At 31.8% G+C, this 17,832-nt stretch carries 16 protein-coding genes; 7 read left to right on the top strand and 9 right to left on the bottom strand.

Translation table 11 applies throughout. The features are described from left to right. Nucleotides 1–16 precede the first annotated feature (16 nt). A complete protein-coding gene (locus EI427_RS02055) occupies nt 17–661 on the bottom strand; it encodes an NUDIX hydrolase (protein WP_126611080.1) in 645 nt (214 codons plus the stop codon). A 247-nt stretch (nt 662–908) separates the two neighbouring features. Then, complete coding sequence (locus EI427_RS02050) at nt 909–2,795, bottom strand: glycoside hydrolase family 13 protein (protein ID WP_170178370.1); 1,887 nt, start codon at nt 2,793–2,795, stop codon at nt 909–911. A gap of 179 nt (nt 2,796–2,974) precedes the next feature. Here EI427_RS02050 and porZ point away from each other — a divergent pair, with 179 nt between their 5' ends. After that, a complete protein-coding gene (porZ, locus tag EI427_RS02045; RefSeq protein WP_126611076.1) occupies nt 2,975–5,206 on the top strand; it encodes a type IX secretion system anionic LPS delivery protein PorZ in 2,232 nt (743 codons plus the stop codon). Between the two features lie 64 nt (nt 5,207–5,270). Here porZ and EI427_RS02040 read toward each other — a convergent pair whose 3' ends face one another. Beyond that, the gene (locus tag EI427_RS02040; protein WP_126611074.1) at nt 5,271–5,639 is read right to left on the bottom strand and encodes a hypothetical protein; all 369 of its coding nucleotides are present in this window, start codon (nt 5,637–5,639) and stop codon (nt 5,271–5,273) included. Between the two features lie 240 nt (nt 5,640–5,879). Between EI427_RS02040 and EI427_RS02035 the strand changes: the two genes are divergently transcribed. From EI427_RS02035 to EI427_RS02025, 3 genes are all read left to right on the top strand, one after another. Continuing rightward, a complete protein-coding gene (locus EI427_RS02035; RefSeq protein WP_126611072.1) occupies nt 5,880–6,410 on the top strand; it encodes a hypothetical protein in 531 nt (176 codons plus the stop codon). Nucleotides 6,411–6,419: 9 nt separating this feature from the next. Next, a complete protein-coding gene (gene dinB / locus EI427_RS02030; protein WP_262708874.1) occupies nt 6,420–7,484 on the top strand; it encodes a DNA polymerase IV in 1,065 nt (354 codons plus the stop codon). 358 nt (nt 7,485–7,842) lie between these two features. Next, nucleotides 7,843–9,213: an alpha/beta hydrolase family protein gene (locus EI427_RS02025; protein WP_126611070.1), complete on the top strand. Its 1,371-nt coding sequence runs from the start codon at nt 7,843–7,845 to the stop codon at nt 9,211–9,213. A gap of 6 nt (nt 9,214–9,219) precedes the next feature. Here EI427_RS02025 and EI427_RS02020 read toward each other — a convergent pair whose 3' ends face one another. The 6 genes from EI427_RS02020 to EI427_RS01995 form a co-directional block, all read right to left on the bottom strand. Further along, on the bottom strand, nt 9,220–10,161 hold the full coding sequence (locus EI427_RS02020) for a bifunctional riboflavin kinase/FAD synthetase (RefSeq protein WP_126611068.1): 942 nt from the start codon (nt 10,159–10,161) through the stop codon (nt 9,220–9,222). Between the two features lie 93 nt (nt 10,162–10,254). Further along, on the bottom strand, nt 10,255–10,971 hold the full coding sequence (gene truB, locus EI427_RS02015; RefSeq protein WP_126611066.1) for a tRNA pseudouridine(55) synthase TruB: 717 nt from the start codon (nt 10,969–10,971) through the stop codon (nt 10,255–10,257). Nucleotides 10,972–11,007: 36 nt separating this feature from the next. Beyond that, the gene (locus EI427_RS02010) at nt 11,008–11,799 is read right to left on the bottom strand and encodes an undecaprenyl-diphosphate phosphatase (RefSeq protein ID WP_126611064.1); all 792 of its coding nucleotides are present in this window, start codon (nt 11,797–11,799) and stop codon (nt 11,008–11,010) included. 33 nt (nt 11,800–11,832) lie between these two features. After that, a complete protein-coding gene (locus EI427_RS02005; protein ID WP_126611062.1) occupies nt 11,833–12,072 on the bottom strand; it encodes a DUF3098 domain-containing protein in 240 nt (79 codons plus the stop codon). Nucleotides 12,073–12,166: 94 nt separating this feature from the next. Next, complete coding sequence (locus tag EI427_RS02000; protein WP_170178369.1) at nt 12,167–13,726, bottom strand: NFACT RNA binding domain-containing protein; 1,560 nt, start codon at nt 13,724–13,726, stop codon at nt 12,167–12,169. 60 nt (nt 13,727–13,786) lie between these two features. Beyond that, entirely contained in the window at nt 13,787–14,578 is a 792-nt protein-coding gene (locus EI427_RS01995; RefSeq protein ID WP_170178368.1) for a zinc dependent phospholipase C family protein, read from the bottom strand. A gap of 321 nt (nt 14,579–14,899) precedes the next feature. On the opposite strand from EI427_RS01995, the gene EI427_RS01990 reads away from it, so the two are divergent. The 3 genes from EI427_RS01990 to rsgA all read left to right on the top strand — a co-directional run bounded on the left by EI427_RS01990 (nt 14,900) and on the right by rsgA (nt 17,832). Continuing rightward, nucleotides 14,900–15,406 carry an RNA polymerase sigma factor gene (locus EI427_RS01990; RefSeq protein ID WP_126611056.1) on the top strand — a complete coding sequence of 169 codons (507 nt, stop codon included), beginning with the start codon at nt 14,900–14,902 and terminating at the stop codon, nt 15,404–15,406. 89 nt (nt 15,407–15,495) lie between these two features. Next, nucleotides 15,496–16,740 carry a 3-deoxy-D-manno-octulosonic acid transferase gene (locus tag EI427_RS01985; RefSeq protein WP_126611054.1) on the top strand — a complete coding sequence of 415 codons (1,245 nt, stop codon included), beginning with the start codon at nt 15,496–15,498 and terminating at the stop codon, nt 16,738–16,740. Nucleotides 16,741–16,839: 99 nt separating this feature from the next. After that, nucleotides 16,840–17,832: a ribosome small subunit-dependent GTPase A gene (rsgA, locus tag EI427_RS01980; protein ID WP_126611052.1), complete on the top strand. Its 993-nt coding sequence runs from the start codon at nt 16,840–16,842 to the stop codon at nt 17,830–17,832.

Raw genomic sequence — 17,832 nt, 5'->3', positions numbered from 1 at the left:
TTAGACTAGAGTTTTTTTATATTTTTTCTAAAACCATTAAAAGCTCGCTTAACATCATTGCTGTTGCTCCCCAAACAGTATGTCCGTCAACATCAAAAGCAGGAGTTTTATAATTCACACCACTTTTAAGTTTAAAAGTATGCTCTTTGTGGTTATCAATATTCTGAATATGATCTACATGAGTTTCTACAACTTTATCGACTTCATAGTCATCTAAAGTATAATCAAATACTTGGTTATATCTTGCTACAACTGGTAAAACATGCATATTAGAAGGTGGAATATATAAATCTGATAACGTTCCAATAACATCAGTTCTATCAACTGTAATTCCTATTTCCTCATGGCATTCTCTTAATGCAGTATATATTAAATCCTCATCAGTATCATCGTACTTTCCTCCAGGAAAAGCCATCTGACCACTATGAACTCCATCATAAGAAGGGCGTTGTATTAATGGAAAGACCCATGTATCTCCTACTTCTTTTAATAAAATAAGTACAGCTGCCTTTCGTGCATTTTCAGGAATTTTTGTAGGAGTAATTTCCTGTCTGTGCTGAGATGACATTTTACGATGGGCTGATCTACCGGGCTTATCTAATTTTAATGCTTCTTCTAATTTCTGATCCCAATTAGTAACAACACCTTTTGAATATTTCATTATATAATTTCTTTGATAGTAAAACCGAACAAGACAAATTTAGTTTAGAGAATTTAAGGTACTACATTTTGGTCTATTAAATCAAATGATAACTTTAAAGTCTATATCATAAACGGAATCAAAGAAACCATTGTTTACTAATTTCAACTTAATGATATAAAACTACTCATTCATAAAAAAGTACTGGGTACAAAAAAGCCCCTTACTTAGTTAAATAAGAGGCTAATTCTATCAGAGTTAAAAGTAATTATTTAAGCTCTAAAATATAAGCAGTTTTTGCAGGAACTGAAATTGATTTTGTTACATCAACAAATTTCCCTGTCAATATATCTGTACCAGATTTAAATCCGCTAAGAACTTCTTTAAAACGTTTTACATCAAAAGTTTGTGCTTTTTCATTGTTATTAATTACAACAAATGCAGTCTGTTCTTTTGTATAACGAGCATATACATAAACTTCATTAAAAGGTACCCAATGTTTTAATTTACCTTCTGCAATTGCCGAAGATGTTTTTCTCCATTGAAGTATCGTTCTCATGTAATTAAAGTAATCATTTTCCTGCTTAGTTCTACCTTTTGCAGTAAAAGCATCTCGCTTATCGCCAGGCCATCCTCCAGGAAAATCTTCTCTTAAATCACCATGATCACCACCTTTAGACATCAAAATTTCTGTACCGTAGAAAATTTGAGGAATACCACGTGTAGTTAATAAGAAAGATGTTGCTAATTTCATGTTTGGCAAGTTTTTACCAAATACGCCATATGCTCTATCTACATCGTGGTTATCTAAGAAAATTTTATTTTGAATTGGATTATCATATAAGAAATCTTCTGTAAGTGTTTTATATAATTCTGTTACACTCCAGTGGTTTCTCCATGTTCTATTTACCGCATCCCAAACAGGAAAATCAGAAACAGATTTTAAAGTAGAAACAAAACCATCACGGTTGTTACCACCAGCTTTCCAATACGATTCCCATGTAGCACCAGGTAACCAAGTCTCTCCTACTATGTAGAAATTAGGGTACTCGTTTAATACATATGATACCCATTCAGACATCATTTCTTTTTTATTGTAAGGATACGTATCCATACGAATACCATCAATACCCGCATATTCTATCCAGAATACACTTGCTTGCATTAAATACTTTGCTAAGTAAGGATTATCTTGATTAAGGTCTGGCATGTGAGTATCAAACCAACCATCAGACATGATTTTTTTATCATAATCAGATGCATTTGGATCAGATAGTGCCTCACCTTTATAGTTTGTTTTTGTAAACTCATCCCACTGATGAATCCAATCTTTTGCAGGTAAATCTTGCATCCATTTATGGCCATTACCAATATGGTTGAAAACTAAATCCATAACAACTTTCATCTTTTTGCTATGTGCTTGAGTTACCATATTTTTATAATCAGCATTAGTACCATGACGACCATCTGCTTTATAAAAGTTAGTAATTGCATAACCATGGTAAGACCATTCTGGTTGGTTATTTTCCAAGAAAGGAGTTAACCAAACAGTAGTTACACCAAGATCGTTCATGTAGTCTAATTTAGACGTCACACCAGCAATATCGCCACCATGTCTACCACCTCTAAAAGAACGATCTGCTTTTTGTGATAAGTTATCTTGAGAATCATTACTAACATCTCCGTTAGCAAATCTATCCGGCATAATTAAGTACATTACATCTTTAGCTGTAAGTCCTTGAGCCTTTATGTCTTTGTTTCTTGCTTTAAGTTCAAAATCATAAGATAATTTACCTGCTTTAGAAGTAAATGTAATTGGATATTTACCTGGTTTAACACCACTAGTATTCAAATCTAAAAATAGATAATTAGGATTATCTTGAGTATTTAAACTAGAAATCGTTAACCCTCCTTCAACATTTACTGTTGATGAAGCTATATTTTCTCCATGAATAACTAATAATACAGTTTCAGACTTCATGCCTGCCCACCAGTATGCTGGTTCTACGTTATCTAATTTTACAACGTCTGCAGGTTTTGCTGTAGTAATCTTTGCTTCAGTAGGTAAAGTAGATTTTTGTCCTTCTTGTGGAGCACAGCTGATTCCTAAAAATAGTATAGAAATAACAGCCAAGCTAGACTTTAAAATGTTCATAAATATATTGTCGTTTAACATTTTCATACGTTGCAAACATAACTTTATTAATCATCATTTAAAAACAAGCTTAAACTTCAACCGTTTGCATTAGATTAAATTTAAAACTTTTCTACTATTTTTAGACTATAAGCATATTGCAATTGCTAACTTGCTTTGTCAAAACGAAAAACTTCTTCATGAAAAAAACATCACATATATTTTTATTATATCTACAAACAGCTCTTTTACTTTTTTCATTAAATGGACTGTGTCAAGAAGATAATATACCTGTTAATACATGGCGTTCACATTTAAATTATAGTAATGCTATCTCTGTAGCAATTGCAGATAATGAGGTGTTTTGTGCTTCTAATAATGCTTTATTCTCTTATGAGAAAGCGTCTGGTGTTATTTCTACTATATCTAAAGAAGATGGCTTAAGTGATTCTGACATTCTCACATTAGGTTACGCAAGTCCTTCAGACCAATTAATTGTGCTTTATAAAAATGGAAATATTGATTTTATCTCTGAAACAGATATTGTAAACATGAGAACTGTTTTAAATTCTAATTACCCCAATAAAGAATTTTATGGGTTAAGAATGGATAAACAATACATGTATATATGTGCTAGTTTTGGTATAGTTAAAATTAATACTGAAAATTATATTATCGAAGAAACCTATGATTTTATAGGTGAAAATGGAAGTGAGAATGCTGTTTATGACATCTCAATATCTGAAGATTCTCTTTACATTGCTTCTGCTGAAGGTATTAAAAGTGTTGCCGACGACGAAGTTACAAACAAACAAGATTACTCGAATTGGAATCTAATCGTTCCTGTTCAAAATTCTACTAAATCACTTTTATATACAGATAATGGTATTTATTATACCGATGACAATTTAAATCAATTACTAAAGTTTGAAAATAATACTTCTAGTTCAATATTTTCTTTTGGTACAGAAACCGCCTTTAAATTAGATTTTTGGGGTGATGATATTGTTTTACCCATCTCAACATCACTCAAAATTATTGATCCATCTGATAATGTAAGTACTTGGTCGGACCCTAAATCTCCAAATCCAAGACAAATACTTGATGATGAAGAGGGAAAAGCTTGGATAGCAGACAACATTAATGGTTTAATTAGTGTATCAGAAAATGGACAAGAGATTGAAGGGTATGCTCCTTCAGGACCTTTGTATCCTACAGCTTATCAAATAATAAATGCAGGGGAACTTATTGCTATTACTCCTGCAGAAAGTAATAATGTACAAGTAGGTTCTTTTTCAATTTTTAAAGATGGACAATGGAAAAATTATACATCTTTGGAAAGAACTGGAAGTATATCGATTCAAAATACAGCTCCCTTATATGGAATGGCCTATAATGAGATTGAAAATAAAATATATTTTGCTTCTGATGGAGACGGCCTATTAGTTTATAATATTAATGATGAATCTATAGAGCTGATAAAAAAAGAGCTACTAGTTGATGGAAATTCTGATGCCCATATCAAGAGTTTATCATTTGATCAATACGGAAACCTTTGGACATCTTCTCCTGGATGGGTTCACTATAGAAACTCCGATGGAGAATGGCAACATGCTAGAGATAGTAAATTATCTGCTGGAGCAATAGCAACTCAAAACTCATTACAAAATGATACTTGGTTTGTACTTCCTAATAACCGATTAATGGTTTTTAAAGAAAACAATTCTAGGTATATAAATACAGACCAAACAAATGGAGGTTTACCGAGTGCAACTGTTTACACTATAGACTTAGATAGAGTAGGAAGTATGTGGATTGGTACAGATGATGGAGCTGCAGAATATTATGGCATATCTCCAGTTGAAGCTGGTAATTTTGAAGTTTCGTTACCGAGATATGATGGTTTTCCATTGTTAAGAGGAGAAAAAGTACAAACAATTACTACAGATGGAGGTAATAGAAAATGGATTGGTACAGGGCGTGGACTATGGCTTTTTAGTAAAGATGGAGGTACTTTGTATGACTACTTTACAGTAGAAAATTCATCGCTATTATCTGATAATATTACTTCTTTAGCTGTACAACCTGTAAGTGGTGAAGTATTTATTGCGTCTGATAATGGAATCGTTTCTTATAGATCTGATGCTACTGATGCCACTTCTCAATTTAAAGATGTAAAGATATTTCCTAGTCCTGTTCGCCCCAATTACCAAGGAGTACTTACAATAACAGGTTTAGTAAAAGATGCTAGTGTAAAAATTACAGACTCAGCAGGTAATTTAGTTTGGGATGGTCAAGCTTTTGGTGGTGGAGTATCTTGGAATCTAAGATTGAACGATAATCAAAGACCAAGCTCAGGCGTTTACTTTGTATTTGCTACCGATTTTGATGGCAATGAAAAATATGCAGGTAAGTTTGCAGTAATTAGGTAGTTTATTCTGATCAATATTAACTATAAAAAAATCCTCATTGAATTTAATCAATGAGGATTTTCTTTTATCCTGCTTTACCACAAGAAACAAACTTTTGATCTGTAACTTCCAGACTATTTATATCCAGAACAAATGGAGGTACTATTGAAATAACAAGTCCATCGCATGCAATTATCTTTGTACCACTAGCTTTAAGAAACATGTCACCTTCCTTTGCCTCAGCAGTTGGGTAGTAGCTCCACATTCCTCTTATATATTCATTTGTAGATGGTATATACCCCTCAAATGTTAAGTCCGAATGGTATATGTACAAAGTGTTACCATCTGGTGATAATAAAACTTGATCAAAGTTTCCTCCTTTTGGTTCAATATCATTTGATGAACAAGAAAAAAACAATGCTGATGTTAATAAAAATAGTAAAAATGCTTTCATAATTATCTGTTTAATACAAAACAAATAAAGTGATAATACTCTAGATATATCAGCAAAAAAAGTTAAAGAGTTTCAAGGGTTGTTTATTTTACAAGAATTTATCAAAACAAAGCATAACAACACTTTAATCATTGATTATAAAACGGTTATATCTCCTCTAAAAAGAATAATTTTAACCTTAATACTATAAGAAGTATATTTAATAAAAATAGATATTTCCCATTATTCTAAATAATCAATATGAGTAAGAAAGTACGTATGTGTTACCCTTATTTAAAGGAAACAAGTTTTAAATGTGACTTTGAAATTGAAACTGATTCATTAGCTAGTCATATTGGTTATGCTTATTCAAAAGCATCAAAATATCCTGAAATGCTTAAAGAACTAACTTGGCTTTGTGAAATGGCATATCATGTAAATGGATCTATTAGAGGGAAATTAGCGGTTACTGATAACGATATTATAAAAGCTATTGCTATTCATGATAAATATCAAGAATTAGTTAGAGAGGAAACAAAAATGTTTAGTCTACCACTTGGTTGTGAATTAGCAGGAATACTAAACCTATGTCGTTCAAAGAGTAAGAATTCTACTAGGTGGGCATATAAAATTCAAAAGTTTGAAGATGTAAAAGTAGATAAACTAGTTACTGATCTTCTTAATACTTTAGCAGACATATTTTTTGTAATGTCAGTTTACGCAAATAAAATGGAAGATATTCCTACTATTGAGTTCGTATCTAAAAGCTATGATGTCCGCTTTTTTGATTAATCTATCGTATTGAAAAAAATTATTCATATAGACATGGACGCCTTCTTTGCATCAATTGAGCAAAGGGATTTCCCTCATTTAAGAGGTAAACCTGTTGCTGTAGGTGGTAGTAGAGAAAGAGGTGTTGTTGCTGCAGCAAGTTATGAGGCTAGAAAGTTTGGCGTTAAATCTGCCATGCCTTCTGCTTTAGCCTATAGAAAATGTCCACAGATTATTTTTACTCGCCCTAGGTTTCATGTGTACAAGGATGTATCTGTACAAATCAAAAAAATTTTTTATGAATATACAGATTTAGTTGAACCTCTTTCTTTAGATGAAGCATACCTTGATGTAACAGAAAATAAAAAAGGAATACAATCTGCGACGCAAATAGCTTTAGAAATCAGAGAAAAAATTAATGACAAACTAAATTTGAATGCGAGTGCTGGAATTTCCTATAATAAATTCTTAGCAAAAACAGCTTCCGATATTAATAAACCAAATGGACAGGCTATTATCTTACCAGAAGAAGCTGAAGCATTTTTAGAACAATTACCAATAGAACGTTTTTACGGAATTGGCAATGTTACGGCAGATAAAATGAAAAAGCTTGGGATTTATAAAGGGAAAGATTTAAAAAACTGGCCGATAGAACACCTTAATGATACGTTTGGAAGCACAGGAAAATACTACTTTCACATTGTTAGAGGAATTGATAACCGTAAAGTAAAAGCCCATAGAGAAAGGAAATCTATTGGTGCCGAACGTACTTTTTCTAAAGATATTGCTGATGTACAAAAGATGAGAGAGCACCTTTTAAAAATAGCTGATATACTTTGGGATAGGATATTAAAATCGAATAAAAGCGGTAAAACTATTACTGTTAAGATTAAACAACATGACTTTGAGATGCATACAAAAAGTCGTACCTACGCTACCCTCATAAAAAACAAATCGTTTTTAACAGAAGAGTCTTTAACATTGTTAGAAGAACTAAACCCTCAAACATTTAATGTTAGGTTACTCGGCATAAGTATTAGTAACTTAGGAGAGCCTGGAACCGAAAATGAATCAGAACAACTAAAGTTGTTCTAAACTAAAAAATAACTTGCAAGTGCAAATGCAAGGAAGTAGCCTAATAATAAGCCTACTAAAATACCTAAACCAAAGGTATTATTGCTGGATACAATTCTTTTTATATAATGAATCATGAAATTTTGCCCAGAGATGGAAGTTTGTGTTTACGTATGTTAACGTAAAACTAATCATTAATATTTGTTTAAAAAAGTTTAAATTTATTTATAAATGAATTTAAATGACTCAGTTTGTAAATTTGCTTTATAAGTAATTAATTATTCGATCATTACTATTTCGTTTGACTTAAAACAAAGTTAATGATTTTTCACAAAAAAGTCAGTACTAGCTAAAAATTGTCAATAAAAACACTTTAAATATGACTAAAAAACTTTTTATAGTAACACTCTTTTTCTTATTATCCATAAGTAGCCATAGCCAAAACTTAGTTGGACCTTGGTCAGGTACTTTAACTGTTCAAACAGGAAAAATTGATATTATATTTCACATTACCCATAATGGTCAGATTTTCCAAGGTAAAATGGATGTCCCTGCACAACATCTAAAGAGTATTCCAATACATGAGGTAAAATACCAAGAACCATTTATTACGATAGATTTACCAAATTTAGGCATCAAATATACTGGTCATGTTTTAGATGATGAACATATAGAAGGTAAATTTGAACAAGGTGGATTTTCGTTTCCTATGACTCTTTTTAAAGATCTCGAAATAGAAACTCCTTTAAAGAAACCTCAAGAACCACTACCTCCCTACCCATATGTATCTAAAGAGGTGAAATTTAAAAATGAAAAAGCCAATATTCTTTTAGCGGGTACTTTTACTAGACCAACAGATGTAAAAAAATATCCGACAGTAATTCTTATTTCAGGAAGTGGACCACAAGATAGAAATCAAGAAATACTAGGGCATAAATCCTTTTTATTATTGGCAGATGAACTTACTAAAAAAGGAATAGCAGTACTACGTTTTGATGATAGAGGTACTGGAGAGTCTAGTGGTAATTTTAAAGCGGCATCTACCTTAGATTTTTCTACTGATGTTGAAGCTGCATATCAGTACTTATTATCACGAAAAGATGTTGATCCCACAAAAATTGGATTATTAGGACACAGTGAAGGAGGTACAATAGCAGGAATAGTAGCTAGTAAAAATAAAAATATAGATTTTATAGTACTAATGGCCTCACCTGGCTTAAGAGGAAAAGAATTGATGCTTCATCAAAAAGCATTAATCGAAAAAAAAGGTGGTATTCATGATCATGCGATTGCTAAAAATCAAAAGATTTTTAGCGGTGCTTATTCTATTGTGATAAATAACGAGCAACCACTATTCGATAAATTGGCCGATTATTTTCAGCATCAATTTGATCATCAATTAAACGATCAACAAATAAATAATCTTGCTAGAACATTCTCTTCTAATTGGATGAAAGAGTTTATTAAACTTGACCCAGCCACTTATTTTTCTACTGTAACTTGCCCTGTTTTAGCATTAAATGGTACTAAAGATGTACAAGTTATTACCAAAGAAAACCTAGATGCTATCAATAATGCGTTAAAAAAGGCAGGAAATACAGATATAGATATTGAAGAAATTAAAGGTGTAAATCATTTGTTTCAAGAATGTGACACGGGTTTACCAAACGAATATGGTGAGATTGAACAAACTTTATCTCCTGTTTTACTTGAAAAAGTAACAACATGGGTTACAATCAAAACAAAATAATTCTACTTATATTGAAAGTGCTGTAATGGCACTTTCTCTATCAAGATGAAGTTGTTCTATAAGCATTTCAACTCCATCAAATTTCATTTCTGATCGTATTCTTTTCACAAATTCAAGTCGAACTTCTGCTCCATAAATATCTTTGTTAAAATCAAAGATGTTTACTTCTACTGTTTTTTTTATACCTTCTGTAACGGTGGGTCTGTTACCAATATTCAGCATTCCTTTATATTTCACTCCTTCAAAATAAAGGTGTACAGCATAAACTCCCTGATGAGGAAGTAATTTAAAGCTGTCCTTTAATTGAATATTTGCAGTAGGAAAGCCTATTTTTCTACCAATTTTATTACCATTAACTACTATTCCTTCTAAAGAATAATGATAACCGAGATATTTTTCGGCAGTAAATAAATTACCCTCTTCTATTAATGCTGCTCTTATTGCTGTTGAACTCACTGCAGCATTTTCTATTTCTTGCTTGGTTATTTCTTCTACTTCGAACCCAAACTCTGCTTGATGTTCTTTTAAGTAATCAAACCCTCCTTCTCTATTTCTACCAAAACGATGGTCGTATCCAATCACTAATTTGGTTGTATTGATTTTATCAATGAGTATGTTCTTTACAAATTCCATTGATGTGAGGTGAGAAAACTCTTTATTAAACTCGATAACGATTAAATGATTAATACCTTCCTGTTCAAGTAAAGCTATTTTCTCATCTAAATTCGTTAATAATTTAAGTGATTTATTCGCAATTTCGGGTTGTAAGACAAACCTAGGATGTGGCCAAAAGGTAATCAAAACTGTTTCTGAATTATCTTCTCTAGCTATTTTTCTTAGGTGTGCAAGAATTTGCTGGTGTCCATAATGTACTCCATCAAATGTTCCACTTGTAACTGTTGCTCTTTTAAGAGGCGTAAAATTATCTATTCCGTAATGTACTTTCATCAACTAAAAATAAGTTTCTGCTCGAAAGTTATTCAAAAAAATATAGTAAAGAAAAAGAGTTATGATATTGCTTCATAACTCCTTTATATAATGCTATTTAGAATTCTCTTCTTCCGTTTGTTCTTCTTGGTTACTACGCCATTCTCGAATCACCTCAATCCATTCTTCAACAGATTTGGCATCTTTAACATCGTATTCACCAATCTTAGTTCTACGTAAGCCACTCATGTAAGCACCAACACCTAAAGCATCGCCAAAGTCTTTAACAAAACTCCTTACATAAGTACCTTTAGTACAAACCATTCTAAACTGAATTTTAGGGAAGTCGATTTTTGTAATTTCTAATTCACTAATTTCAACTTCTCTAGGATCGATCTTTACTTCTTTTCCTTTACGAGCATGTTTATATACACGAACTCCATTCACTTTTATAGCAGAGTGCATTGGAGGAACTTGCATTATCTTACCCGTAAACTGAGGTAATAAATCTAGAATATTTTGTTCTGTGATATGAGAAATATCTACTTGGTTTTCTATTTCTGTTTCTAAATCATAAGAAGCAGTTGTAGCACCAATTACCATTTCTCCCTCATATTCTTTAATCTTACCCTGAATTTGATCTATTGTCTTTGTACTTTTTCCAGTACACAAAATCAATAAACCTGTAGCCAAAGGATCTAAAGTACCGGCATGCCCTACTTTTTTCACCTTCATTTCCCAACGTAACTTTTTCACTACACCAAAAGAAGTCCATTCTAATGGTTTATCTACCAACACCGTCTCGCCGGCTACAAAATCAAAATCTTGCATACGTTTAAAAATCAAATGCTATTTAAAGCACAATATTTAATTTATTAATGTATAAATAATTGCAATTGAGCCTACAACTGCACACCAAACAGAGAACCACATTAGTTTTGCTTTCTTCACCAATGAAATCATCCATGTACATGCAATAATACCAGTTACAAAAGCTGTAACAAAACCAACTGCCATTGGTACTACTTCAAAAGAAGATGAAAAAGCACCATCTAATATATCTTTTGCAATTTTACCAAAAATCAAAGGTACAACCATTAAAAAAGAAAATCGAGCAGATTTAGACCTGTCAATTCCTAATAAAACAGATGTTGAAATTGTTGCTCCTGATCTTGAAATACCAGGAAGGATAGCAATTGCTTGGGCAATACCGATAATGATAGCCTCTTTATAACCCACATTTTTTTCTGTATTCTTTGCTCTGTCTGCAAGAATAAGAAGAACTGCAGTTAATAAAAGCATGCAACCTACAAGAAGTATTGCTCCGCCAAAGAATTTTTCTATTTGGTCGTTCAAGAAAACACCAACTAATGCAGCTGGTATCATTGAAAGAACAATTTTTAGTGAAAATTGTGTTTGTTCATTCCATTTAAATTGAAATAAACCTTTTAAGATTTCTAGAATGTCTTTTCTAAAAACAACAACTGTTGATAATGCTGTTGCAAAATGAAGTACGACAGTCATCATCATACTTTCTTCTGCCATACTAGTATCTCCTAAAATAGCTTTTGCTAATTCTAAGTGACCACTACTACTAACAGGTAAAAATTCTGTCAATCCTTGAACAATACCAAGAACGATAGCCTCAAAAATACTCATTTGATAGTATAAAAATTATTAGGTTTAGTTGTTTTAGCTTTTTGGGCTTTGTTCAGAATTGCTCTCTTGAGGTTTTAATAAGATGGCATAGAAATTAACACCAAAACCTGCCATTGTAACAATTGGTCCTACTGTTAAACCTAAAGCGCCAAAGCCCATAGGTGCACTTTCTAAAGACATGATAAAAAAGCCTAAAGCAATCATTAAAATGCCGATTAACATCCACATGTAATTCTTTTTACCGAAGGCCAAATGTTCTTTTTTATTGCTCATTTTGTTATATCTGTATTTATTTGATCTGCAATTTAATAGTCTCTGAATACTTTATTGCAAAAACTTCTAAGTATAAGAGAAAATAGACTGTTAACTACGTTAAATTCTCTGAAAATGGAGCTGGTTCTATTAAAACTACACTCTCCTTATCTACAACAACTAACCCAGCAGGGTCTCCTTTTCTTTTTCTTACGTATTTTTTAGGAGTATAAATCACAGGACATAATGTATCTGTTTTTCTTTGAGAATAATAGGCTGCAATAGATGCTGCTTTTTCAATAACATTAATTGGAAAAGTAGGTTGTTTAGATTTCCATTTAACAACTACATGAGATCCCGCCACATCTCTAGCATGCAACCAAAGGTCTCTTTTATGGGCAAATCTTTGTGTCAATAAATCATTATTCACTGCATTTTTACCTACCCAAATTTCAAACCCTTTAAATTCAAATTTTCTAAATGGGAAAACAGGTTCATTTTTTTGTAATTTCTGTAACCCATTAGTCTTAATATATTTTCTAATCTCTCTAACCATTTCTAGGTCATTTAAAGCATCACGATGTGTTTGAAGACGTTTCATTTCTTCTTCCTTTTCATTGATGTTTTCTTCGAGATTCTTTACTTCTAATTTCTGATTTTTAGCCTTTCGATAGTAAGTTTCCGCATTTTTTTGAGGCGTTTGAAATTCATTTAATTTAATTACTATATCCCCATCCTTATAAAAATCAAACAAAGTGATTTTCTTAGTTCTTGCAGGTATAGCATGCAAATTGGCCATTATAATATTGGCAATTTCCTCAAAACGAGCACTCTCTGTGAGTTCTTCAAAACGTGCATAATTTTTCTTAAGGTAACTTCTTGATTGCTTTAACCTTTTATCAATTTCTCTTAATAAAGGGACTCTTTCTTGTTCTACAAAAAAGCGTTTTGAAAACCTATAGAAAAACTCATTAGCAGCCTCAATAGCATTATCTGTTTCAAAAAGTGTTGTTCCTTCTTCAAAAAGCAGAAAATGTATTTGCTCATTCTCTTCGATAGTATAATACTTTGGGTTTTCTAATTTTGAAATTATTGATGAAAGCATCTTCCATTGCTTCTCCTTATCTGCATCTTCCCAGCCATTTTTTACTAAATAGGCCAATGCTTCCTTTCCTAAAGTAGGAAATGTACCTCGTAATCCATTCTCAAAAAAGCCCTCTTTTGTTTGGTCCAGTGAACGGTCTAATTGAGAAACATCTATATTTTGATCTTCAATATGGCGTTTTTGGAAAAGGGTTATAACCTCACCTTCATGAACTAAAAGTATGTTAGAACGGTTACCATACATTTTAAATAAGATACCCCAATTGTTGGTCATCTTAATTAGAAATGCGCGTTCATTATTATATTGAATTATATCTTCAACCTCCTGGTCAATAGCTTCCTTAAAAAGATCTATACTGTTCACCTTCTTTCTTTGATAATCCAAAGGAAAAGTAAGTAAGTTAAAATTTGGAATTAAAGACGCACGTATCCACTGTTCTCGACCACCTTTATAGAAACCGATCATCAATTCATCTTTGGATTGACTAAAACAAGCCCCCAAAGTCATCCCTACTAAATGTTCTTTTAAAGAACTACTCAGTTGTCTTAAAAAGTAATAGTTGTTGAACATAATATATTTTTTTTCAGATTTACGAAGATACATTGTCCACACTACATATCCGCTTTAAATCTAAAGATGACCCCTATGTTTTATATCTTTTTTTAATTCTTTCTTTTTTTGTTTTGGAGTAATGTACTTTAAAGTAGATAAATCTGGTTGTCCTGCATCTACCCAACACGAAAACCATAAACAGGCTAATCTATAAATTGCTTTTTCCATTCTACTTTCTACCATACTCCCCACTGCCTGATGATAAAGCTTAGCATATTCTTCTGTTGGTTGATATTGTAAAGAAGCTCCACGTCTAGTAACAACCGTTTTTCCTTTATTTGGTAGTAATTTGGAAATACGTTTTTCTTCTGCCAATACAATTGGAACTAAAGCATGAGATTCATTCATAATTACCCAAGCGGTATCTAAAATATTATCTACATAGTTAACATCATCCAATAAAAAATTATAATAACCTGCAAAGTGTTCTGGTAAAGTCGATTCCCAAAATGCATGAATACCTATTTGGTTAGTGAGCTGGCCATTATAATTATGTGTTGTATGTAGAGGAACATGAAGGTCTGCAATATAATGCCCCATCTCTCCAGCATATTTAATTATTCTGTAAGCATCTTTTTCTTCAAATGCTTTTCTTAAAAGATGAGTATACATTACAAGATTCCAAGGAGCTAAGCCATGTTCTAAAAGTGAATCTTCCGAATAAGTAAGTAAAGCTTCATCATAGTTAATTGTTTTTTCTAAAAGGTGATCTCCATACATTTCTACATCAATGTAATGGCGAACATCCTCATTTTCCATAAGTCTTCTCCTCTGATCTGGGCGGATCCCGCCTTGTTTAATCTTACCCATATGATGTTTAAACAAAACAAAAATATCATCCGGTAGTAAATAAATAGCCTCTTCATTGATTTTTTGATGTGCAAAGAAGCCCCAGAGTGTAAAAAAACAAACAAAATTCAACATAAATCACTGATCGTTAAACAAAAACATAAATACCTCATTTACAAGCAAATAGCATGCTATCATAGTGCACAAACAATACGTTGAAATATATTTTGTTTAACTTATTTGAAAAATAATTAAACAAAATATTGACATTTATCTTTTAGTACTCTACATTTGTTATAACAAAAGACAAAAAGATTAAACAAAAATTAAATACTTATTATTATGACAGCGGTAGAATTTAATTACAATTTGCAACACTTGATCCCAGCTTTAGAGCCATTTGCATACAAATTGACAAAAGACTCAGCAAATGCTAAGGATTTAATTCAGGAGACAATGTTGAAAGCATTCTCTAACAAAGAAAAGTTTATGGTTGGTACTAACATGAAAGCATGGGTTTTTACAATCATGAGAAACACATTTTTAACTAATTATCAAAAAAGTGCACGCCAAAAAACATTTATTGACACTTCAGAAAACTTACACTTTATTAATAGTACAAGCATAAAACAAGAGAATAGTGCATACGGAAATTTTGCGATGAACGATATACAAAAAGCAATCGCAGAATTAGATGATGCCTACAGCGAACCATTCATGATGTATTTTAGAGGGTTTAAATACCATGAGATTTCTGATCGTTTAAGTATACCAATAGGGACTGTAAAAAATAGAATTTTTCTTGCTAGAAAAGAGTTGAAAGAAGTATTATCAATGTACGCTAACTAATATCTATGATCTATAGATTGGTTAATTGAAATACACAAACAAATTCTGACATAGTTCGCATTACATTCTTTTTGATGTAAATTTGCGATATGATTCAAGAAAAGATATATAATATAGGTACATACATGTTTAGTGGTGCAATGAAATTTGCCTCTCTGCTAAACCCAAAAGCAAAGTTATTTGTAGATGGAAGACACCAATTATTATCAAAAATTCAAACTGATTTTAAAAACAACAATCAGGAAATAGCATGGTTTCACTGTGCTTCTTTAGGGGAATTTGAGCAGGGTCGACCAGTAATTGAAGCCTTCAAAGTACAATTTCCGGCGTACAAAATTGTACTTACCTTTTTCTCCCCAAGTGGATATACAGTTCAAAATAATTATGAGCATGCAGATTATATTTACTATCTCCCTCTAGATACCAAAAGCAATGCAGAATTGTTTGTAAAGACAATCAACCCTCAAATTGCATTCTTTGTTAAATACGAGTTTTGGCATAACTACCTTGTAGCATTAAAAACTATCGGTGCCAAAATAATCTCATTCTCTACTATATTTCGTGCAAATCAAGCATTCTTTAAAAGTAACGGAGGTTTTCAGCAAAATATGTTGAAACAGTTCGATTATTTTTTTACACAAGATAAAAACTCCTTTGATCTCTTATCCTCCATAAACATTAATAATAAAATTATTGCTGGTGATACTCGTTTTGATAGAGTTGCTCAAATTTGTGCTTCCCCAAAACAAATTCCTATAGCTCAGAAATTTTCAGAAAAAGCAACAGTTCTTGTTGTTGGAAGCAGCTGGCCTAGAGACATCTCAGCCCTAAGCCTTGTTGCAAGTAACCTTCCTGAATTAAAAATTATAGTTGCTCCACACGAAATTTCTGATAAAAAAATAGATTTTATTACCTCTACATTTTCTACTAGAAATAGTATTCGCTTTTCTGAAGCTACTGAACAGAATATCGCAGATAAAAACTTACTTATAATTGATAATGTAGGCATGTTGTCATCTCTATATCAATTCGCAGATTTTGCTTACGTTGGTGGTGCTTTTGGAGAAGGACTTCATAATATTCTTGAACCTGCAACTTTCGGAATTCCTGTTGTTATTGGTAAAGAATACAGTAAATTTATTGAAGCTGTACAATTAGTAGAAAGAGAAGGAACATTCTCTATAAAAGACGCAAGTAGCTGTTTATCAATTATTAAAAAGCTATTTGACAATACTAATTTTAGAAATAAAACTGGTAACATTACAAAAGAATTTGTGAGAGAAAACTTAGGTAGTACAGATAAAATCTTATCCTATTGTAAAGAGTTACTTTAATTATTACAGATTAATCGAGTAGTTTTACCTATTATATAAAATATTAAACCGATTTTAGTATTTTAGTTACAAAGAATAATACTGATCTTTAGAATACTGATGAAGAAAAAAAAGAACTCTGGGAAGAAAAAAAATACTTCAAACAAAACTGTTGTTGATTTAAAAGTTGGATTAATTACTAAATCAACTGGTTTGTGGTATGAAGTTGAAGATACAGAAACTCATCAGACATTTAAAGGTAGACTTCGTGGTAAACTAAAATTAAAAGGTATGAAAGTTACAAACCCTATTGCTGTTGGCGATTTGGTTGACTATGCCTTAGAAGATGAAGTAGAAAACACAGTTATTATTCACGATATTCGTGATCGAAAAAATATTATCCTCCGTCAATCTACTAGAAAAAAGTGGCACGGACATATAATTGCATCAAACATAGACCAAGCAATATTAATTGCAACTTTAGCATTACCTAAAACTTCTTTAGGATTTATAGATAGATTTTTAGTAGCTGCAGAATCATATAATATCCCCACTTATATTGTATTCAACAAAGATGATTTATTGGAAGATGAAGACAGAGCATATTTAGATGAATTGCGTGCTATTTATGAACCTCTAGGATATAAATGTCTTCGTTTGTCGGCTTTAGAAGATGAAAATCTTGACGGAATTAAAGAAGTCATCAATGGTAAAAAGTCTTTATTAGTAGGACATTCTGGTGTTGGAAAATCAACTTTATTAAACAAGTTGGCATCAAATGTGCAACAAAGAACTGATGAAATCTCTTTGTTTGCTAACAAAGGGAAACATACGACTACTTTTGCTGAAATGTTCGAATTAACAGAACATAACGGTCATTTAATTGATACTCCAGGTATTAAAGAACTGGGTATTATGGGAATTGATGAAAATGAAATTGGACATTTTTTCCCAGAAATAAGAGATGTGATACAAGAGTGTAAGTACAATAACTGTACGCATACACATGAACCTCAATGTAAAGTCAGAGAACTTGTGGATGAGGGAACAATAGCTATTTCTAGGTATTTAAGTTACTTAAGTATGCTAGAAGGTGATGACAATCGGAAATAA

It is taken from the genome of Flammeovirga pectinis (assembly GCF_003970675.1).
GTDB classification, from domain to species: domain Bacteria; phylum Bacteroidota; class Bacteroidia; order Cytophagales; family Flammeovirgaceae; genus Flammeovirga; species Flammeovirga pectinis.
This window is presented reverse-complemented; position numbering and strand designations above follow the sequence as displayed.